The 20427-nt window shown below is 71.5% G+C and carries 19 protein-coding genes and 1 riboswitch; of the genes, 2 read left to right on the top strand and 17 right to left on the bottom strand.

From position 1 onward, the window contains the following. Positions 1–10 precede the first annotated feature (10 nt). The 3 genes from ACZ6A9_RS11790 to ACZ6A9_RS11800 form a co-directional block, all read right to left on the bottom strand. A complete protein-coding gene (locus ACZ6A9_RS11790; protein WP_468983064.1) occupies positions 11–388 on the bottom strand; it encodes a (2Fe-2S) ferredoxin domain-containing protein in 378 nt (125 codons plus the stop codon). An 88-nt stretch (positions 389–476) separates the two neighbouring features. After that, positions 477–625: riboswitch (cobalamin riboswitch) on the bottom strand. Positions 626–657: 32 nt separating this feature from the next. Then, complete coding sequence (locus ACZ6A9_RS11795; RefSeq protein ID WP_468983067.1) at positions 658–1638, bottom strand: ferric reductase-like transmembrane domain-containing protein; 981 nt, start codon at positions 1636–1638, stop codon at positions 658–660. A 273-nt stretch (positions 1639–1911) separates the two neighbouring features. Beyond that, on the bottom strand, positions 1912–2886 hold the full coding sequence (locus tag ACZ6A9_RS11800) for a helix-turn-helix transcriptional regulator (RefSeq protein ID WP_468983070.1): 975 nt from the start codon (positions 2884–2886) through the stop codon (positions 1912–1914). Positions 2887–3023: 137 nt separating this feature from the next. On the opposite strand from ACZ6A9_RS11800, the gene ACZ6A9_RS11805 reads away from it, so the two are divergent. Further along, positions 3024–3419 carry a RidA family protein gene (locus tag ACZ6A9_RS11805; protein WP_217245961.1) on the top strand — a complete coding sequence of 132 codons (396 nt, stop codon included), beginning with the start codon at positions 3024–3026 and terminating at the stop codon, positions 3417–3419. Positions 3420–3568: 149 nt separating this feature from the next. Here the strand turns inward: ACZ6A9_RS11805 and ACZ6A9_RS11810 are convergent, their stop codons facing one another. The 14 genes from ACZ6A9_RS11810 to ACZ6A9_RS11875 all read right to left on the bottom strand — a co-directional run bounded on the left by ACZ6A9_RS11810 (position 3569) and on the right by ACZ6A9_RS11875 (position 17942). Further along, entirely contained in the window at positions 3569–4945 is a 1377-nt protein-coding gene (locus ACZ6A9_RS11810) for a replication-associated recombination protein A (RefSeq protein WP_468983076.1), read from the bottom strand. Between the two features lie 128 nt (positions 4946–5073). Continuing rightward, a complete protein-coding gene (locus tag ACZ6A9_RS11815; protein ID WP_468983079.1) occupies positions 5074–5925 on the bottom strand; it encodes a PhzF family phenazine biosynthesis protein in 852 nt (283 codons plus the stop codon). Between the two features lie 15 nt (positions 5926–5940). Further along, positions 5941–7614 carry an asparaginase domain-containing protein gene (locus tag ACZ6A9_RS11820; RefSeq protein ID WP_468983081.1) on the bottom strand — a complete coding sequence of 558 codons (1674 nt, stop codon included), beginning with the start codon at positions 7612–7614 and terminating at the stop codon, positions 5941–5943. Further along, positions 7614–8099: a DUF488 family protein, N3 subclade gene (locus tag ACZ6A9_RS11825; RefSeq protein ID WP_468983083.1), complete on the bottom strand. Its 486-nt coding sequence runs from the start codon at positions 8097–8099 to the stop codon at positions 7614–7616. The genes ACZ6A9_RS11820 and ACZ6A9_RS11825 overlap by 1 nt, the downstream gene beginning before the upstream one ends. A gap of 76 nt (positions 8100–8175) precedes the next feature. Continuing rightward, complete coding sequence (locus ACZ6A9_RS11830; RefSeq protein ID WP_468983086.1) at positions 8176–9186, bottom strand: methyltransferase; 1011 nt, start codon at positions 9184–9186, stop codon at positions 8176–8178. Positions 9187–9262: 76 nt separating this feature from the next. Further along, positions 9263–9673 (bottom strand): VOC family protein, encoded by a 411-nt coding sequence (locus ACZ6A9_RS11835; RefSeq protein WP_468983088.1) that lies wholly within the window; start codon positions 9671–9673, stop codon positions 9263–9265. Positions 9674–9759: 86 nt separating this feature from the next. Continuing rightward, positions 9760–10251 carry a PhzA/PhzB family protein gene (locus tag ACZ6A9_RS11840; RefSeq protein WP_468983091.1) on the bottom strand — a complete coding sequence of 164 codons (492 nt, stop codon included), beginning with the start codon at positions 10249–10251 and terminating at the stop codon, positions 9760–9762. 119 nt (positions 10252–10370) lie between these two features. Next, positions 10371–12227, bottom strand: coding sequence for an asparagine synthase (glutamine-hydrolyzing) (gene asnB, locus ACZ6A9_RS11845; RefSeq protein ID WP_468983094.1), 1857 nt, complete (start codon positions 12225–12227; stop codon positions 10371–10373). A gap of 43 nt (positions 12228–12270) precedes the next feature. Further along, a complete protein-coding gene (gene phzG, locus ACZ6A9_RS11850; protein ID WP_468983098.1) occupies positions 12271–12891 on the bottom strand; it encodes a phenazine biosynthesis FMN-dependent oxidase PhzG in 621 nt (206 codons plus the stop codon). Further along, positions 12888–13235, bottom strand: coding sequence for a hypothetical protein (locus ACZ6A9_RS11855; protein ID WP_468983100.1), 348 nt, complete (start codon positions 13233–13235; stop codon positions 12888–12890). The genes phzG and ACZ6A9_RS11855 overlap by 4 nt, the downstream gene beginning before the upstream one ends. After that, on the bottom strand, positions 13232–15136 hold the full coding sequence (locus tag ACZ6A9_RS11860) for an anthranilate synthase family protein (RefSeq protein ID WP_468983105.1): 1905 nt from the start codon (positions 15134–15136) through the stop codon (positions 13232–13234). Before ACZ6A9_RS11860 ends, ACZ6A9_RS11855 begins: the two co-directional genes overlap by 4 nt. Then, positions 15133–15756 carry an isochorismatase family protein gene (locus ACZ6A9_RS11865; RefSeq protein ID WP_468983108.1) on the bottom strand — a complete coding sequence of 208 codons (624 nt, stop codon included), beginning with the start codon at positions 15754–15756 and terminating at the stop codon, positions 15133–15135. Before ACZ6A9_RS11865 ends, ACZ6A9_RS11860 begins: the two co-directional genes overlap by 4 nt. Beyond that, a complete protein-coding gene (locus tag ACZ6A9_RS11870) occupies positions 15744–16952 on the bottom strand; it encodes a 3-deoxy-7-phosphoheptulonate synthase (protein WP_468983111.1) in 1209 nt (402 codons plus the stop codon). The genes ACZ6A9_RS11865 and ACZ6A9_RS11870 overlap by 13 nt, the downstream gene beginning before the upstream one ends. Positions 16953–17213: 261 nt before the next feature. Next, positions 17214–17942, bottom strand: a complete 729-nt coding sequence (locus tag ACZ6A9_RS11875) for a YybH family protein (RefSeq protein ID WP_468983113.1) — start codon at positions 17940–17942, stop codon at positions 17214–17216. A 690-nt stretch (positions 17943–18632) separates the two neighbouring features. Between ACZ6A9_RS11875 and ACZ6A9_RS11880 the strand changes: the two genes are divergently transcribed. After that, positions 18633–20369, top strand: coding sequence for a VanW family protein (locus ACZ6A9_RS11880; protein WP_468983116.1), 1737 nt, complete (start codon positions 18633–18635; stop codon positions 20367–20369). Positions 20370–20427: the final 58 nt, after the last annotated feature.

Raw genomic sequence — 20427 nt, forward strand, 5'->3', positions numbered from 1 at the left:
GTCCGTACGGTCAGGAGGCCGTACGCCGTCGTGGCGGCGTGATGGCGTACAGGTCGAGGATGTCCGGCCGGGGTGCGACGCCCGGTCCGCCGGCGCGTGCCCAGGCGGCGATGTCCTCGGTCGCGTCCGGGTCGTTGACCAGTCCGAGCCAGACGGGCCGGGCGCCGGCGGCGCGGCCTTCGGCGGAGGGCTGTACGACGACGACGTTGGCGTGTTCGCAGGCGTCGAGGCAGTCGGAGACACGTACCGGTGCCGCGGCGCGCAGGCGTTCGGTCTGAGCTGTGTGGTCGACGCCGGTCACCTTGGGGCTGCCGCAGCAGCAGTCGCGGCAGACGACGATGCGGCACGGCACGGGGTCGGTGGCCGTTGCGGGCCTCTTGTCGTCCATCGTTCGTCCGGTGGGCGTTGCGGGCACGCGGTGCCGTCCCTCTCTCCGGGGAGATCCGCCCCGGTGGTCGTCGAGGAGGCGACCGCGTGAGTCTCCTGGCTCTCGGGTCGATGCTCGTCCCGCCCTTCCCACCCGCTGCCGGGCAGTGGCCTGTCGGAACTCGCTCGCCGATCACAGTGGCGGGACCGCGCCGGATTCACACCGGCTTCCTCGTTCCGCCGTCGCCCTGTCGTCGGCCATCATCCCATCCCGGGGCGCCGTACCGGCCGTCAGTCCGTCTCCTGGGCGTGAGGGGCCGTCACGGGCGGGTGGTCCGGGCGGTCCCGTCCGCCGTCACGGCCCGACACCACCACGACGACCAGCCCGACGACGACGGCCGCTACGGCGGCCCGTCCCGCCGCCCGCACCCACCAGTCCGGCCGGGCCGCGCCCCCACCGGGGGAGCCCAGCCGTTCGGCCCGCCGGGCCGGTCTCAGTAGACGCAGCAACAGCAGTGCCGCAACCGGGAGTTGCAGCAGCCACAGGACGGTGCGCGGCCACTCCCCGTACCAGACGTTGGTTCCGTACAGCAGCGTGTGCCACACGCTCAGCACGTACACGACGATCACGAACCGGTGCAGCCGCCGCCAGGTGTTCGCGCCAATGCGGTGCCGGACGTAGAACAGCAGTCCCAGCGGAATCGCCAGGTACAGGGCCCCCTGTCCGAGCGGGATGGCGATCTCGCCGGTGCCGGAGTCGTACCAGCCGGGCACGAAGCTGTCGGCGAAGGCCACCCACAACCGCTGCGCCCAGTCCACCTTCGTCTCGTAGCGTACGAGTTCCGCCGCGAACATCAGCGCGTGCGCGAACATCAGCGCCATGGTCGTCAGGCTCGTGGTGCGGTGCCAGCGCTCCAGTACCTGCCGAGAGACCGGCAGCCGGGCGGGGCGCGGTCCCGACAGCAGCAGACCGAGCATGACCGTGCCCCAGGCCCACAGCAGCCCCGACCAGCCGAACGCCTGGCTGAGCAGGTACATCCAGTAGGTGCCGGGGTCGTCCATGAACGGCATGACCGCGACGGTGTCCGAAGCACCCGACTCCATGCGCGCCCACAGGAGGGCGAACACGAGCACGGTGACCACCACCGCCGCGGTGGCGTCGGGCAGGGCGGCCCGCAGGTCGCCGCGCAGCGCGACACGGTCACCGGGAGGCCGTTGCCTTCCGGGCGGGGTCACCGCCCCGTCTTCGTCCGGCCTCGTGTCTGACGTCATCAGGGGCCTCCCGGGCACGGGCCACCGCAGCAGCGGTGCGCATGGGGCGTGAGGCGACAAGTCTGGCTGATGAGGGAGTGATCCCCGGAGGCGTTATCCGGCCAGAGCCGCCATGAGAACTGTGCGGGTACACCTGCTTCTGCCTCCCCTCCACATTCAAGACAACCGCCGAAGCCCTACTGCCGCTGGAATATGGCGGGTCGGCGCCGGGCCGGGCTGCGACGGAGAGCGTGGACGTCCCGCGGCTCGGGCTTCGCGGGGCCGGCGGAGCGTTCAGGCAGGGGGTCCGTAGCGGGCCGCGATCACCGTAGCGCGGCGGTGCAGGGTGGTGCGCAGCCACTGCGGGGACTCGACCTCCGCGTACATGGCGTGCTGCCACAGCGCCCACTCGGCGTGCCGGGCGTCCTGGAAGACGACGTGGAGCCGGAGCCGGCCGTCCCCGTCGGTCTCCTCGGAGCGGACCGCCAGGGCGGTGGCGACCAGGTGCTCCCGGCGCGCGGGGTCCACGCGGACCACCACGGCGGTGGTGTCGCCGCCGGTCCGGAACCGCATGTTGCGGTCGCGCCAGGCCCGGTCCAGGTCGACCGTTTCCGGACGCTGCGCGGGTTCGTCGAGCTCCTCGGCGGCCAGCACCCGGCTCAGCCGGTAGGTGCGGTCCTCGGTGCCCCGCTTGGCCAGCAGGTAGCCCTGGTCCCTGACGGTGACCAGACCGATCGGGTCCACCGTGCGCCACTTCGGGGGCTGGCCCACGGCCTCGTAGTAGATGCGCAGTCGGTGCCCGGCGAACACCGCGCGCCGGACCTCGGCGGCGAGGGAGTCGGGAAGCTCCTCGGGGGCCACGCGGCGCGAGAGGAGATCGGTCTCCGGGTCGACGAGCAGCCGCTGCGCCGCTCCGGCGGCGGTGTCCCGCAGCCCTTCGGGCAGCGCGTCGACCACTTTCAGCACGGCCGAGGCGAGCGCCGACCCCAGCCCGAACAGCTGCGCGCCGCGCCGTGAGCCGGCGACCACGAGGGCGAGCGCCTCGTCGTGGTTCAGGCCGGTGAGCGCCGTCTGGAAGTCCGGCAGCAGCGCGAACCCTCCGTGCCGCCCGCGCTCCGCGTAGACCGGGACGCCCGCCGCGGAGAGCGCCTCTATGTCGCGCAGCACCGTCCTGGTCGACACTTCCAGCTCTCGGGCGAGTGTCTCCGCGGTCATCCGGCCCCGCTGACGCAGGAGCAGCACCAGGGACACCAACCGGTCGGCTCGCATGGGAAAACCCTAACGAAATACATGACCAAGGGTGTCACGTTTTCTTGGCAGGGTTCATCGCACGACGTCAGAGCGCGGCGGTCGCCGACGCGATGGGCGTGCGTAGTGTCAGTGAACCGAATGGAGCAGGTGCGGTAATGGAACGTAACGCGGTCAACCCGGTGTCGTGGTCGGTCGAGATGGGCTTCAACCAGGGCGAGGTCGTCTCCGGGCACTCGCGCACCCTGTACATCTCGGGCCAGACGGCGATGAGCAAGGAAGGCAAGCCCGAGCACGACGGTGACATGGCGGCGCAGCTGGCGCTGGCCGTCGACAACATCGAGGCGGTGCTCGCCGAGGCGGGCATGACCCTCTCCAACCTCGTCCGGCTGAACGTCTACACGACCGACGTGGACCTGCTCTTCCAGCACTACGGTGTGCTGGCGGGCCGCCTGGGAGCGGCCGGCGTCGCGCCGACCACCACCATGCTCGGTGTGACGCGGCTGGCGATCCCCGGTCAGATGATCGAGCTCGAGGGCACCGCCGTCGCGTGACGTGACCCCGTCTCCCCCGCTGCCCGCCGGACCGGTACGGGCAGCGGGCGGGCGGTCACCCGCCTGCCGCGCGACGCACCACGGCGCCGGCCTCACACCCGTGAGGCCGGCGCCGCGGTGTGCGCGGCGCGTGCCGCGCCCGCCCGGCGTTACCGCTCCTCGCCCCGGACGGTGCGGCGGAGTCTGGTGAGGCGCTCGTGCAGGTCGCGCTCCCCGCCGTGCCGTGTGGGACGGTAGTAGTCCCTGTCCACGAGGTCGTCCGGCGGGTACTGCTGCGCCAGGACTCCCTCGGGGACACGGTGCGGGTAGCGGTAGCCGATCCCGTTGCCCAGTTCCCTGGCGCCCGTGTAGCGGCTGTAACGCAGGTGTGCGGGGATCTCGCCGACGGCGCCGGCCCGGACGTCGGACATGGCCTCGTCGATCCCGACGATCACCGAGTTCGACTTCGGTGCCACGGCCAGGTGCACGGTCGCCTGGGCTAGGGCCAGGCGGGCCTCGGGCATGCCGATGAGCTGGACCGTCTGGGCCGCGGCGACGGCGGCCTGGAGGGCCGTGGGGTCGGCAAGTCCGACGTCCTCGCTCGCGTGCACCACCAGGCGCCGCGCGATGAAGCGCGGGTCCTCGCCGGCGACGAGCATGCGGGCCAGGTAGTGCAGCGCCGCGTCGGGGTCCGAGCCGCGGATCGACTTGATGAACGCGCTGACGACGTCGTGGTGCTGGTCGCCCTGCCGGTCGTAGCGCACCGTGGTCCCGGCGACGGCGCGCTCCACCGCCGGGACGTCGACCTCGGTGCCGCCGGTGCCCGTCACCCCGTCGGCGCTCGCCTCCAGTGCGGTCAGTGCGCTCCGGGCGTCACCGGCCGCGAGGCGCACCAGGGCGTCCTCGGCGCCGGGTGTCATGGTGACCGCGCCGTCGAGGCCGCGCTCGTCCTTCACCGCCCGGCGCAGCAGTTCGCGGACGTCGTCCTCGGTCAGGGGCTGGAGCTGCAGGACCAGCAGGCGGGAGAGCAGCGGGGAGACCACGGAGAACGACGGGTTCTCCGTGGTGGCGGCGACGAGCAGGACCAGCCCGTCCTCGACTGCTCCGAGCAGCGCGTCCTGCTGGGTCTTGGAGAAGCGGTGCACCTCGTCGATGAACAGGACGGTCCGCCGGCCCTGGCGGTCGCGGCGGCGGCGCGCCTCGTTCATCACATCGCGCAGTTCCTTGACGCCGCTGGTCAGCGCCGAGAGGGCGACGAACTGGCGGGCGGCGACGGCGGCCATCAGGCGCGCCAGGGTGGTCTTCCCCGTGCCGGGCGGGCCGTACAGCAGCACCGATGCGGCCTCGCCGCCCTCGGCCAGCCGCCGCAAGGGTGCGCCGGGGCGCAGCAGGTGCGCCTGGCCGACGACCTCGGCGAGCGACCGGGGCCGCATCCGTACGGCCAGCGGGGCGCCCGGCCGTTCGGGCTCGGTGGCCGTCCCGGGCGGGTGGGGCGGAGCGTCGTCCGGTTCGGGTAACGCGAACAGACCGTCGTCCTCGGCCCTCATCAGGCCACCCGCCCCTCGGTGGGGCGCCGGACGGCCGGCCGTCCGGCGGGGTGGTCGGGGGACGGTGCTCTGCTGGACACGCGTGGCGGCCCTTCCTCGGTGGATCGGTCACTCGTACGTCCCGGTGGTCACGCGTACAGCGTGCCCCGGGCGACAACGACGGCGGCTCCGGCCACTTGGACCGATTCGATCCGCTCCGGCGTCCCCGTCGCGCGAGCGCGCATCGTCGAAGGACGGCCCATCTCGACCCCCTGACGGATCTCGATCCACTCCCCGAAGGGGACCAGTCCGTAGCGGGCCAAGTGTACCGCGATCGCTCCCGCGGCGGAGCCGGTGGCGGCGTCCTCCACCACCCCGTAGGCGGGCGAGAACATGCGCAGCCGCCACTGGGTCCCGGAGCCCGCGAAGCAGTTGGCCGCCATGTCGGGCAGCCTCGCGAGGACGCGCTGGTCCGGCTCGAGCGCGGAGAGGGCGGGCACGCCGTCCAGGCCGACGAACACGTGCCGGGGTCCGTTGTCGTACACCTCGACGGGCAGGATGCTGCCGGTGTCCACCAGGTCGAGGGCGGTGAGGAGTTCCTCCTCCCGGTCGTAGGGTTCCCAGACCGGGAGGGGCTGCCACATGCCGGCGGCGACGGTGCGGCCGTCGCCGTCCCGCTCCAGTTCGAACGCCACGGTTCCCCTGGCGGTCTCCATCCGGAGCTCCTTCGCCTCGTGCGACTCGCCGAGCACCACGGCCGTGCCGAGGGTCGGATGCCCGGCGAAGGGCAGTTCGTTGACGGGGGTGAAGATGCGGACCCGTACGTCGCCGTCGTTCTCCGGGGGGAGGACGAAGACCGTCTCCGACAGGTGCATCTCCCGCGCGATCTGCTGCATGCGCTCGGGGGAGAGGCCGGAGGCGTCCGTGAAGACCGCGGTGGGGTTGCCTTCGAGCGGGACGTCGGTGAAGACGTCGGCCACCACGTACTCGTACATGCCCATGGGTTCCCGTCCGGTTCAGTGCGTGTCGAAGAGGGCCTGGTACTGGGCGACCGCCTTCTCGGTGGCCGCTCGTTCGTCGGGGGTCGGGTCGAACGGGTCCGCGGCCGGGGGCAGGGCGCCGAACCTGAGCAGCGCGGCCATGAGGAGCATGCGCGCCTTGGTGGCCGTCAGGTTGTTGCCGGAGACGAACGCCGGGTCGGTGCGGTACGCCATGCCCCCGGTGGTGCCGCGTCCGGTGCGGACCACCGGCATGCCGGCGAAGACGGCGACGCTCAGCGCGGCGTTCTTCGTCGGGTCCGCCATCCCGAACGGCGACATGCCCTCGCAGACGAACCCGGAGAGCGGGGAGCGGGAGAGGTTGGCGTCGATCCGCGCGAGGATCTCGACCTCCTCCTCGGCGACGGGCGGGTCGTCGGTTCCGGTGCCGGTCGCCGCGTACCGGCTGTACTTGGTGATCGAGACGTGCGGCATGGCGGAGGGCACGAGCCCGTCGGCGTCCTTGGTGCGGACGTCGACCGGGGTGATGCCGGCGCCCAGGCTTCCGGCGACGCCGGTCACGCTCTCGGGGAGCACCGTGAGGCGCACCTCCGAGCAGTGGGTGTGCCTGCGGGCGGGGAGGTAGGTGAGCTGCGGGGGGCCGTAGCCGCCGAGGTCGGCGACGACTCCCCCGTGGCCGCCGGTGACCTCGTAACCGCCCGGCCGGGCGTCGACCTTGGTCACGTCCCGGGCGGAGTAGACGAGTTCGTCGACGATCACGCAGGCACCGATGCGGTTCTCGCCCCGTTCGTCCAGGGCGACGCCCGACGCGATGAACTTGACGCCGTCCACCACGTTGCGGTCGCCGTCTGCGCTCAGTGACTGGTGGCGGCGCTGCGCGGCGTGTCCGACGAGCGGCACCCCGGTGTCGATCAGGAGGCCGAGCCAGTACAGGGTCTCGTCGACGGTCGGGCTCCCCTCCAGCCACTGCACGCCGGTGAACTCCCCGGTGGCGAGGACGGACTGGACCTGGTTGGTGGCCCGGGCCAGGTGCGCGAGGCCGGGCTCGCTCTGCAGGTGGTACGGGTAGTAGACGAAGAAGTCCTGCCCGAGACGCTCGGATGCGGCACCCGTGGTGTACCCGCCGGAGGGAGCCGCGCGGAAGAACTCGAAGTCGGCGAGGGAGCCCAGCTCGACGGGGGTGCCGTGGTCGGCGAGGCCGAACCGCTCGATCTCCTCGTAGAGGCGCCGGGCGTCCGGGTAGAAGGTCTGGCGGGCCTCGGCCGGGGCCGCGTACGGCGCCGCCGAGGTCTCCTCCCAGGCGGAACCGTCCGCCTGTCTCCCCATGTAGGGCAGGGGGTAGAGGCCGTCGGCGGGGTCGAGTTCGACGACGTGGACCGGCTTGGCGTCGCCGGGCGGCCGTTCGGCGTGGAGCGTGCCGTCCTCGTCGAGCCAGCCGTCGGGCGGGGCGTAGAGGCCGGCGGCGTCCTGTTCGAGCGGGTGCGCGCTGAACGCCTCGACGTACAGCGTCGCCGGTGCGGCGAGCCGTTGGGGCCGCAGGGTGTCGAACCGGCCGGGCCGGAGCGGCAGGCCGTGGCGTGCGCGCGCCTTGTTCGACGTGACCAGGTCCGGGGTGTTCAGGATCGTCGCGGTCGGTCCGGCGAAGACCGCGATCCGGGGTCGTGGTGCGCCGGCCGGACGCATGTCGCTCATCACAGGGGCCTCAGGTGTTCGACGGTGATGCCGTATTCCTCGGCGAGCCGCCGGGCGACCAGCGACCGGTGGCACGCCTCGGGGTCGCGCTCGACGCAGAAGAGCGCCGCGGTCCCGTTGCCGGGCAGGGCGGCCACGACCGGGTCCAGGTCGGCCGGCTCGAGGATCTCGGCGGTGTAGCGGCGGGTGTACTCGGCGGCGAGCTCACGGCGTGAGCGTTTGCCCACCCCTTGGCGGTCGTCCTCGGCGTACTGGAGTTGCCGCAGCTCGGTCGTCGGGGCGAGCTCCCGGCGGTGCTCGTAGGCGATCCCGGCCTCGGCGAGGGCCGCCTGGAGCCGCAGGGAGTTCGCCCAGGCGTAGTCGGGGCCGCGGACCCCGCGGCGCTGTCGTACGTCGATCAGCAGGCGTACGTCGGCCTGCCGTAGTCGTTCGAGGTGGGAATCGCCGTCGAAGCCGTAGACGCCGATCGTTGCCAGCTTGAGCACGTGACCTCTCCTGTTCGCGCTGCCGCTCGTACTCCGCTCGAAGGGGCGGCCCGCCGCCGGGCCGTGCCCGGTGCCGCTACGGGGTGCGCGGCGCGACGATCAGGGCCGTGGTCTCCATCGGCAAGTCCTCGGCGCTCTCGACGTACAGCCCGGCCCGGTCCAGCAGCCGCGTGATCCGTTCGAGGGTGCGGTGCTCGCCGCCCGTGGTCACCAGCAGGTGCAGGTCCCACAGCGCGGGGAGCACGGTGGAGTTCTCGTCCTCGACGAAGCGGTCGAGGATCAGCAGCCGGGACGAGGGGCCTGCCATGGCCCGGCGGCAGTGCTCGAAGACACCGACGACGTCCTCGTCGTCGTGGCCGGCCAGCACGCGGCACAGGATGTAGACGTCCCCGCCCTCCGGGACGCCCTCGAACATGTCGCCGCCGACGGCCTCGGCACGGTCCGGGCCGACGGTGGCGGACAGGTGCTCGCGTGCCTTGGGCATCATGTGGTCGCGGTCGAAGAGCGTGCCGGTGGCGTCCGGCGTGGCGGCGAGGATCGTGGCGAGCAGGTGTCCGCCGCCGCCGCCCACGTCCACGACCTTCTTGCCGGCGAAGTCGAAGATCCCGGGCACCTGGTGGAAGAACATGCTGGCGGCGTTCATGGTGAGCTGGAACCGCCGGGCGGTGGCCGGGTGCTCGCCCAGGTAGTCGTAGAACGACTGGCCGTAGGCGACTTCGAAGCCGGAGCTCTCCGTGCTGATGGCGTGGTGGGCGTGGTCCCAGGCGGAGTAGAACTCCTCGCCGTACAGCAGGCACATGTCGCGCAGCGACTGGGGGCCGTCGAGGAGTGCCGCGCTCACGCGGGTGCCGCGGTAGCCCTGGGAGTCGCTGCCCTCGAAGACGCCCAGGGCCACGAGCAGGCGCATCAGGCGGTGGACGCCCTGCTCGCTCGCGCCGGTGGCCTTGGCGAGTTCGGCGTCGTCGGCGCAGCCGGCCGCGACGTGGTCGGGCAGTCCGAGTCTGACCGCGGTGTAGAGCGCCTGCGCCCGCCATCCGCCGGTGATGATGTCGACCACGTCTCGGGTGGCCTGCACGTCGACTGTCATTGAGACCTCTCCATCCCGGTCTGCCGGTCTGCCCACCCGGCCGCGGCCGTTCCGCGGCAGGACACGGAGCCGCCGGTCACGACGGCTGCTTGATGTTGCACATCCAGGTGATCCCGAACCTGTCCACGAGCGTGCCGGCCTCGTCGCCCCAGATCTGCTCCCTGAGGGGCAGGGCCACCGTGCCGCCCGCGGACAGCTTCTCGAAGTACTCCCGCAGGCGGGCGTCGTCGCCGCCGAGGTAGAGGGCGACGTTGGTGCCCGGGTCGAAGGGGACCCGCTCCGGGACGTCCCACGCCATCACCGTGAAGCCGTCGGGTGTGGTGAGCGTCGCGTGCATGATCTTGTCGGGGTCGTCGGGCATCTCCGCCGACCCGAAGTCGCCGTACGTGCCCAGTTCCAGCGTGCCGCCGAGGACCTCCTGGTAGAACTCCATGGCCTGACGCGCGTTGCCGTCGAAGGCGAGGTACGGGTTGAGCTGGGATGCCATCTGTTGCCCTTGCTGTCTGTGCGGACGACCGCTGTGGTGCGGACGACGTGGAGGCGGTGCCGTGGAGACGCGATGACGACCGGTGACTAGGTGGGGATGCCGCCGCGGTTGATCTTCGGTACCTCGATGCCCAGCGCGCGCAGCTGCTGGAACGGGTTCATGAACTCGCGTTGCCGCCTGATCCTGCCGTCCTCCAGTTCGAACGAGTGGATGAAGTGGTTCCTGTAGTGGCCGGGCGGGTAGTCCGGGTACAGGATCTGCCCCTCGCCGTCGCACTCGACCCAGAACCTGTTGGGGTCCTGCGTGTCGAAGATCTCGACGTTCTTCCACTCCCAGTCCGGGAACATGCGCAGCGACCACTCGCCGTGGGCCTTGAGCTTCACGTGTCCCTGCGAAACGACCGGTTCGCCGGTGTCGCTGGTGTACAGGCCGGCGCTGCCGTCCTCGGTGAAGAGCAGGTAGCGCGTCAGCCGGTTCTCGCCCTTGCGGGTCATGTAGTCCGCGACGACGGCCCGGTGCCGGGCGCGCAGGTCGAGGCCGGCGTCGGTGCCCTCCGACCGGGCGTTTTCCGTTCCCATCTCGTCTCCCTCGATCCGTGGTGCGGGTGCGGGCCGCCGCGGGGCGGGCGGCCGGCCGCCCGCGCCCGTCTCGGGACGCAGGCGGCGACGTGTTCCGGGACCGTCCGGAACTCCGGCGCTCAGAGCCGGAGTTCGGGCCGGTAGATGTCCAGCCAGGTGCTCAGGTCGAGCACGCGCTCCATGCCGTTGCGGACGTCGATCGGCATGGTGGCCGGGTCCTGCCGCGTGATGTTCTCCAGCCAGCCGCGGTCGACCAGGTCGAAGACCGGGTCGTCGGTGGTGAGGAGCTCCTTGGACTGCTGGAGCAGCGAACTGGTGTAGTGCGGGTCCAGCGTGGCCGGGTAGGGGGCCTTCACCCGCTCCAGCACCGACTTGGGCAGCAGGTCCGCGGTCGCGGCGCGCAGCAGGCTCTTCTCCCGGCCGTCGAAGGTCTTCAGCGACCACGGGGTGTTGTAGACGTACTCGACGAGGCGGTGGTCGCAGAAGGGGACCCGGACCTCCAGGCCGACGGCCATGCTGATGCGGTCCTTGCGCTCCAGGAGCATCCGCACGAAGCGCGTCAGGTGCAGGTAGCACAGCTCCCGCATGCGCATCTCGTGGTCGCTCTCGCCCTCGGCCCGCTCCACCTCGCGGAGCGCGTCGGAGTACCGGTCCTTGATGTAGGAGGGCAGGTCGAGGGCGGCGGTGATGTCGGCGTTGAACCGGTCCGACACCTGGGCCCGTGCGCCGCTGACGAACACGGCCATCCAGGGGAAGGTCTCGGCGGCCTGCACCTCCGGCAGGTGGAACCACCGGTACCCGCCGAAGACCTCGTCGGCGGACTCGCCGGACAGGGCGACCGTCGACTGCTCCCGGATCGCCTTGAACAGCAGGTACAGCGAGGCGTCCATGTCGCCGAGGCTGAGCGGGCTGTCCCGGGCGGTGATGACGGCCCGGCGCACGTCCGGGTCGGCGATCGAGGCGTGGTCGAGCACGATGGACTCGTGCTGCGAGCCGACGTGCGCGGCCACCTCCCGGGCGTACGGGGCGTCCGTGGTGCCCCGCAGTTCGTCGGCGACGAAGTCGTTCTCCCGGCCGACGAAGTCGACCGCGAAGCTGCGGACCTTCTCGCCGGCCTCGCCGTGCTCGCCCGGCCGGCCCAGCTTGGCCGCGGCCAGCGCGGTGATGACGCTGGAGTCGAGGCCGCCGGAGAGGAGGGTGCAGCGGGGGACGTCGGAGACCAGCTGGCGGCTGACGATGTCCTCGAGGAGCTCCCGCACGGTGGCGACGGTGGTCTCCCGGTCGTCGGTGTGCGGTCGGGTGGGCAGCGTCCAGTAGCGGTGCTCGCGCAGGCCCGAGCGGTCGACGGTGACCAGGCCGCCGGGGACCACCTCGTTCATCCCGCACCACACGGCGCTGCCCGGCGTCTGGGTGAAGCTGACCAGCTCCCGCAGCCCGGCGAGGTCGACGGCACGTTCCGCGAGCGGGTTGGCGAGGATGGCCTTCGGCTCGGAGCCGAACATCACGCCGTCGTCGGTGGCGTAGTAGTAGAGCGGCTTGACGCCCATCCGGTCGCGGATCATGACCAGCTTCTCGACCCGTGAGTCCCAGACGGCGAAGGCGAACATGCCGTTGAGCCGCTCGGCGACCGCCTCGCCCCACTCCACGTAGCCGTGGAGCACGACCTCGGTGTCGCTGCGGGTCTCGAAGCGGTGGCCGCGGCGCAGCAGTTCGCTCCTGAGCTCGGTGTAGTTGTAGACCTCACCGCTGTAGGTGATCGCCACCGGCCCGTCGTCGGTGGGCAGCACCATCGGCTGCGTCCCGCCTTCGATGTCGATGACCGCCAGCCTGCGATGGCCGAGCACCGCGTGCCGGTCGAGCCAGGCGCCGCCGGCGTCCGGTCCCCGGCAGGCCATGGTCTCCGTCATCGCGTCCAGTTGCGCGCGCTGCTGCGTCAGATCCCGGTCGAACGAGACCCAGCCCGTGATTCCACACATCGACTTGCCTTTCTTCCTCTCGAGTTCCCGGTTCTTGAGCGGGTCAGGGTTGGAGCCGGCTGGTGAGCCAGCCGGAACCGTCGCGCTCGTAACGCAGCCTGCGGTGCAGCCGGTCCTCGGGGTCGGACTGCCAGAACTCCACCGACGCCGGCTCCAGCAGGTAGCCGATCCAGCGGTCCGGGCGGGGCAGCGCCGAGCCGTCCCGGCCCAGTTCCCGGGCCCGCTCGCGCAGTTCCTCCTCATCGGGCAGCGGTGCGCTCTGGTGCGCCGCCACCGACATCGGGTGGGTGCTGACGGGCCGGGCGTGCCAGAGGGCTTCGGACTCCTCGGCGGGCAGGGGGCGGGTCGGTCCGCTCACGCTCACCTGGCGGGATGCCTCGCGCCAGTAGAAGAGCCCGGACGCCCAGGGTGTGACGGCCAGTTCGCGGCCCTTGCGGCTGTCGGAGTGGCTGGCGAACACCAGGCCCGTCCCCCGCACGTGGAGGACCTGGACGATCCGGTTGGAGATCCGGCCGCGGGGGTCGACGGTGGCCAGTGCCAGCGCGCCCGGCTGGACGACGGAGTCCGCGACCGCGCTGTCGAACCAGGTCCGCAGCAGCTCCATCGGGTCCGCGGGCGGGGCGGTGAACTCGTCGGTGGTCATGGCGGGGTGCGGTGCGTTCACGACGACTTCCCGATGGTTTCGAAGGCCAGGCCACGCTCGGCCGGCCCGCCGGAGTGGATGCCTTCGACCAAGGCCTCCACGTCGGTCAGCATCCGGACGGTCGGTGGGTGTCCGATGAGTTCGGTGGCCCGGTTCGGGGGCATCGGCGCCGTCAGGTCGGCGTCCGAGTCCCACAGCATCACGGCGCCCCACCGGTTGGTCTCCCGGTCGGAGATCCAGAACTTCAACCGCATGCCGTGGACCTCCGTCCACGGCTCGACGCCCTCGTCGCGCAGGTAGACCCGCAAGGAGTCGATGGTCTGGCCGGACCCGGTGAGGTCCCACCAGGAGATGGTGGCTTTCATGCGTTCAGTACCTCCGCGGTCTCCATCAGCGGTACGAGCAGCTCGGCCAGGACCCGCTCGCTGTCCCGGGTCAGTACGGATTCGAGGTGGAACTGCACCGAGCCGAAGTGCGGGCCGCGCAGGGCGTGCACCTCGCCCGTGCCGGCGTCGAGGCAGACCCTCACCTCGCCGATGCCGGGACACTCCAGCCTGTCGGTCCGGGCACGGGCCGAGAAGGAGTTGTAGAAGCCGACCCGTTCGCGCGAGCCGAACAGGTCGATCTCGCGCTGGGTGCCCTGGTTCGGGACGTCCCGGCGCCGCACTTCGAGTCCGAGGTGCCGGCTGAGCAGCTGATGGCTCAGGCATACGGCCAGGAAGGGGATGCGGCGGTCCAGCAACTCCTCGATGGCGGAGGTGAGCCGGGCCATCCTGGGATGGTCGCTCTCGCGCGGGTCACCGGGTCCGGGCCCCATGACGACGAGGTCGTGGTCGCCGAAGCGGTGGGCCGCGTCGAAGCGGCCGAGTTCCACGGTCAGCCCGATGGAGCGCAGTTGGTGGGCGAGCATCGCGCTGAAGGTGTCCTCGGCGTCGACGATCAGCGCCCGGCGGCCGTCCAGTACCGGGTGGGGCCGTACCCGCCGCTCCGCCCCGCTGAGCCAGAAGTTCGCGATCGTCTTGTTGCGTCCCTCCAGGGCCTCCTGGATCAGCGGGTGTGCGTCGAGCCGCTCCTGGGCGCCGAGGGCCGCGAGGACGCCCGCCGCCTTGGTGCGGGTCTCGGCGACCTCGGCGTCCGGGTCGGAGTGCCGGACGAGGGTGGCGCCCACACCGACCCGGACGTGTCCGGTGTCGCCGGTCTCCGGGGAACGGATGTCGGCGGTGCGGATGAGGATGGCCGAGTCCATGGTGTGCGCGCCGGCGGCGTCGCGGCCGATCAGTGCGGCGACTCCCCCGTAGTACCCGCGACCGCCGGGCTCGTAGCGGGCAATCACCCGGCAGGCGTTCTCGAGCGGGCTGCCGGTCACGGTGGGGGCGAACATCGTCTCCCGCAGGATGTCCCGCGGGTCGAGGTCGCTGTTCCCCTCGATGGTGTACTCGGTGTGCGCGAGCCGGGACATCTCCCTCAGGTACGGCCCCTTCACCCGGCCGCCGCCCCGGCAGACCCGGGCCATCATCTTGAGTTCCTCGTCGAGGACCATGTACAGCTCGTCGGTCTCCTTGCCGTCGCTGAGGAACTCCATCACCTCCGACAGGACCGGTCCGGTGGCCGGGTAGCGGTAGGTGCCGCTGATCGGGGTCATCGCGGCGACGCCGTCGCGCAGGCTGACGTGGCGTTCCGGTGTGGCACCGACGAAGGTGCGGGTGCCGGTGTGCACGATGAACGTCCAGTAGGCGCCGCTCTCCCGGGTGAGCAGCCGGCGGAAGAGGCTGAGCGCGCTGCGTGTGGAGTAGCCGGTGATGCTGGTGACGAACGAGCGTTTGATGACGAAGTTCGAGCCCTCGCCGGTGCCGATCTCGTTGTCGAGGACCGCGCGTACGGTGTCCGCGTAGGCCTCGTCGTCGGTGTCGAAGCGTCCTTCGGCCAGGGCGATCGGCTCGTCCGGGAGCGCCCCGAGCACCTCGGAGGTGCCGGTCACCGCCTGCTGGATCACCTCCATCGCGAGCAGCGGTGAGCCGTCCTCGGCGGCGGCGAAGCCGCGTTCGGTGATCTGCCGGTGGGGCACCAGGACCAGCGTCTCGTGCCGGGCCTCACCGGGCCGTCCGGCCCCCTCGGCCGACGGGATGTCGGCGAGCCGTGCCGGGGTGGAGATCCGGCCCAGCAGGATCTCCACGCGGTCCTGACCCACGGTCTCGGGGCGGTGCAGCAGGGCGAAGGCACCCGGTTCGGGGCCCAGCACGTGCTCGAGCAGCTGCGAAGCGCTCATCGGAAGACCTCCTCGGTGGTGGTGACCACCGAACAGCGAGCGGCCGCGTAGTCGAGGGCCAGCCGGTGGTGGTCGGCGGAGAAGTCACCGAGGGCGTCGGCGACCAGGAAGGGCTGGATGTCGTTGGTGAACGCCTCGAGGGCGGTCGCCAGCACGCCGACGTGCGCGTACACCCCGCAGACGATCAGCTGGTCGCGGCCCAGGGCGCGCAGCTGCTCCAGCAGGTCGGAGCGGAAGAAGGCGCTGTAGCGCCACTTGGTGAGCACCTGGTCCGCCGGCCCGGGCGTGAGCTCCGTGACGATCTGGCGGTCGGCGGGATCCACGCGCATGCCGGGGCCCCAGAAGTCCTTGAGCAGTCCGCGCTCCTCGTCCGTCATGCCGCCGGGCTGCGCGGTGTAGAAGACGGGGACCCCGAGTGCGGCGCACCGTTCCCGCAGCTGTGCGCAGTGGCGCACCAGCGGGTCCCGTACGGCCGGGGGGAAGGGGGCGAGGAAGTAGCGCTGCATGTCGTGGACGAGCAGGGCCGCGCGGGTCGCATCGGGTGTCCAGCGCGCCGTGCCGGGGGGCAGTTGGGCCGCCGTGGGCAGCGGGTAGGCGGGGATCGGGGCTATGCCCGGCACGGTTCTCCCTCGGCTCGGTCCGTCATCGTCTGCGGCTGCCAGGCCGACACCACCGACACGGCCTGGCGGGGGTTGAGTCGCGGGTCGCACAACGTCCGGTAGACGGCGCCGACGCGGTCGGTGGCGTCGGGGACGTCGGCGCACTCGGTCACCGCGTCGGGGGTGGTCTCCAGGTGGATCCCGCCCGGTGTCCCGCCGCCCGCGCGCACGGCCGCCTGGAAGGCGGTGACCTCGCGGACGAGGGTTTCCACGACTCGGGTCTTGCGTCCTTCCGCGGTGGTCACGGTGTTGGCGTGCATGGGGTCGACCAGCCAGATCACGGGATGCCCCGCCGCGCGTACCGCCCGGACCAGCGGCGGCAGCAGATCCGTCGCCGCGTCGGCGCCCATCCTGGCGATCAGGGTGAGCCGGCCCGGTGTCTTCCCGGGGTCGAGCCGCTCGCACAGGCCGAGCAGTTCCGTGGTGGTCATGCGGGGACCGACCTTGCAGGCGACGGGGTTCACCACGTCGGCCAGCAGGGCGACATGGGCTCCGTCGAGCCCGCGGGTCCGCTCGCCGATCCAGGGCCAGTGGGTGGAGGTGAGCGCGAGCCGGCCGTCCCGGTCGGCTCGCAGCATCGGGATCTCGTAGTCGAGGAGCAGGGCCTCGTGACTGGTCCAGACGGCCGGGTCGGCGCGGTCCCGCGGCGTGGGACAGAGGTGGGCGACGACCTGGTGCGCGGCCCGGTAGCCGGCCAGCAGGCGCCGGGGGTCGGGGCGTCGCGCTTCGGGGTGCGGCTCGGGGCCGTTCACCATGTGTCCCCGGTAGACCGGGATCTCGACGCCGCCGACCGACTCGGTGCGCGCCGACCGGGGTTTGGCGTACTGGCCCGCGATCCGGCCGACCTTGAGGACCGGCTGGTGGGTGATCGCGGTCATGACTCCGGCGAGTACGTCGAGGAGTCCGGTCTTCCGGTCGACGTCACCGGCGGTGCATTCGGCGAAGTCCTCCGCGCAGTCGCCTGCCTGCACCACCTGTGCCCGGCCGGCGGCGACCTGGGCGAGCCTGCTGCGGAGTCTGCTGAGCGATTCGGTCTCCACCAGTGCGGGGAGGCCCGCCAGTGTGTCCCGGACCCGTTCGACCTCGGCCGGGTCTTCCCACTGGGGCTGCTGCTGTGCGATCAGGGCTGGTGAATCGTGGAGCGATGTGGCATTCAATTCTGCTCCCCAACTCTCCGACATGCCGGCACACCGATTCGGCGCGTTTATGCGGCCGACGCCCGACCACCCATGCCCGAGGATGACCCGTCCATGGGCGGCTGAACTCCCCCGGAGTTTCTCGATTTCGGCATGCCGGGGCCGCAGAGCGACCGATCGGTGAATTCTGGGAATGCCGCGCATCACATGTGCGCGGGCATGGCGAATTCACCGGTCGGCCGACTGCCGGTCAATGCGGAGAGGACTGTCGAGTGATTCGGATCAGTGGTGGGCGGTCGTCGGCGCAGCCGAGTCGCCGTGCGGCGGGTACGGGTTGTCCTGCACGTACAGCCAGGTGCCGTCCAGCTGTTCCTCGACGGTGTCGCAGAAATTGCCGGTGAAGCTCTCGCGCGTTCCGTCCGCCGCGTCCTGCTCGAGGCTGTAGTCGCCCATGATGGACGCCGTACGCTGGCGGAGCTTGTTGTCCCACGTGCGCCATCCGCCTGCCACGACGGTCTGGCGGGGGTTCACGGTGAGCACCGGATTCGAGTTGAACCAGTCGAGGTAGAAGGTGCGGATCGCCGCGCGGCCCCGAATGATCGACCCGTCCCAGTTGACGATCGCGGCCTCGGGCTCGTGCAGCGCGATGATGCCGTCGATGTCCTTGGCCACGATGCGCTCACCCAGGAGCTTCAGCAGCTGCTCGGGGGACGTGGCAACGGCCCGGATTCCTGTCTGCGTTTCGGCCGCGGTCTTCTCGGGAGTCCCGGCGCCGGACGAAGCCTCGGTGGTCGACGGGCTTCCGGCGGTGGTGGACGCGGCGGCGGCCACCGGCTCGGTCTGGATGATTCTGGGGCCGGCGATGCTTCCGGCCGTCAGGACAATGGCCGCGGCCGCGATCGGAAGTGTGTGCTTGATCTTACTCATGTGGTCTCCCCCTACCGGAGACGGCAGCGGGTCAATACGACGCCGATACGGCGTCGGGCCTTCCGGCCGGTCACCCTGTGCCATCTCTCCCCCTGGATGACAGTCATACAACAGTCCGGAACTGGTTCCTGTCAACGCCTTAGAGAATGCGGGCGATATCGCTGGGATTCTGCCGCCGACCGGCAGGGAAAGCGGAATTGCGACGACACCGCGGTGATCTGCGCCCCTTCATGGACAGCGGAACCCCGACCGGCAGAAACCGTCGCACCGCGGATCCGGCCGCGAGCGACCGGAATCGCCCACTCCAGGAGATACCCCTGCCGATGCGTGACCGTTTCGCTGCGGTATCCACGCTCTTGGCGCCCCTCATCGACCGACTCCACCACGGGCGACGCCTCCATGGAGGCGAATGGTCACTGTGCGTAATAACAATGCCCCGCGCGGTTCGACACGGAGTAAAGAAAGAGGAAAGAGGGATTCCAGACACGGCCATCGAATTGTTCAATGGAAAATGAATAGCGCGGCCGGTGCACTTTCAGCCGCCACCTGACCGAAAATCGGCGTCCGGTGTCGGCCACGCCGGACCGTGGCCGGCATCCGCCGCACGGAAGCGCCGGGACGCGCCCCGCGGGGCCGGGCGGCTCTTGATCCAGAAGGCCCGATGTGACATGGGATATACCCTTTGGCGGCTGGTGGTGCATTAGCCTGGGCGACTGTTCCCGCACACCGTGTCCTGACCTCGGGTGCGCGTCACCCGGATCGATCAGGAGACCCATGCGCCCCCGGATACCCGCCGTCCCCGGCATCGTGTCGCTCCCGCCCGTCGCCCTGGCGGGCGGTGCGCTGGCCGTCGGTGTGGGAGGTCTGTACCTCGCCGGGCTGCTGCTCACCGGCGGTGAGATCGAGGCCGGGACCACGGTGCGGGGTGCGGACATCGGGGGTCTGAGCCGTGCGGAGGCCACCGCGAAGCTCGAGCGGCACCTGGCGGCGGCCGGTTCACGGGAGATGGCCGTGCAGGTCGGTGAGCGCAGGGGCGCCGTCGACCCACGGGAGGCGGGGTACGCCTTCGACATCGAAGGGACCGTGGACCGGGCGACGACCACCGGCACCGATCCGGTCGGCGTGATCGGAGGTCTGTTCCGCTCGGGCGGTGACATCGAGCCGGTGGTGCGGGTCGACGAGGGCAAGGCGCGGGCCGCCCTCGGGAAGCTGGCGGGGACGCTCGACACGAAGGTCCGCGACGGTGCCGTCGCCTTCTCCGACGGCCGCGTCGAGCAGGTCGCCCCGCGCACCGGGCACGCGATGGACGTGGACGCCTCCGTCGACGCGCTGCGCGAGCCCTTCCTGCGCGGCGCCGCGGACCCGGTCACGGTGCTGCCCGCCCGCAAGAGCACACCGAAGGTCACGGCCGACGAGGTGCGGCGGGCGGTGCGCGCGTTCGCGGACCCGGCGATGTCGGCGCCGGTCACGCTCACCGCGGGCGGCGAACGCTTCACGCTCTCCCCGGCCGTGCTGGGCGAGTACCTGACCATGCGGCCCGACAAGACCGGCAGACTCACCCCGGAACTCGACAGCAAGGGCCTGCGTGCCGCGCCCGCGGTGGCCGGCCCCCTGAACGACCTGCCCCGCACGCCCCGCAACGCCCGGCTGACGTCCCAGGGCGACCGGGTCGTCGTGGCCGCCGACGCCCGGGCCGGTGTGCAGGTCACCGACAAGGCCCTGGGCAAGGCAGTACTGCCCCTGCTCACCAGGTCGGGCTCCGCCCGCACCGGGGAGGTCGACACCCGGGAGGTCCAGCCGGAGGTCACCCGCGAGAACGCGGCGCGCCTGGGACTGACCGAGAAGATGTCCTCCTTCACCGTCGACTTCGAACCGGCCGCCTACCGCACGACGAACGTCGGCCGGGCCGTGGACCTCATCGACGGCTCCGTCGTCATGCCCGGCGAGACCTGGAGCTTCAACAGGACCGTCGGCGAGCGCACCGAGGCCAACGGGTTCGTCGACGGCATCATGATCTACGACGACCAGTACAAGAAGGCGCCCGGCGGCGGAGTCTCCGCCGTGGCCACGACCGTCTTCAACGCGATGTTCTTCGCCGGGGTCGAGCCGGTCGAGTACGGCGCCCACTCCTTCTACATCGAGCGCTACCCGGAGGGCCGCGAGGCGACGGTGGCCTGGGGCAGCCTCGACCTGAGGTTCGCCAACGATTCCGGCAAGGCCCTCTACATCGAGGCCGAGTCCACCGACACGTCGGTGACCGTCACCTTCCTCGGCACGAAGAAGTACGACGAGGTCACGTCGGTCAAGGGGCCCCGCACCGAGGTGCGGCAGCCGTCGCGGAAGGTGAGCACCGCGAAGGAGTGCGTGCCGCAGACCCCGCTGGAGGGGTTCGACGTCACCGTGGAGCGGGTCTTCCGCGACGGCGGCCGGGAGGTGGGGCGGGAGCCGTTCCGCACGCGCTACACCCCGCGCGACGAGGTGGTCTGCGAGGAACCGCCGAGCGGGACCTGAACGCCCCGGGGGCCGCGGCCCCGCTCGCCGTTCCCCGGCCCGGTCACCTCCGGCACCG

It is taken from the genome of Streptomyces sp. NPDC041124 (assembly GCF_055592385.1).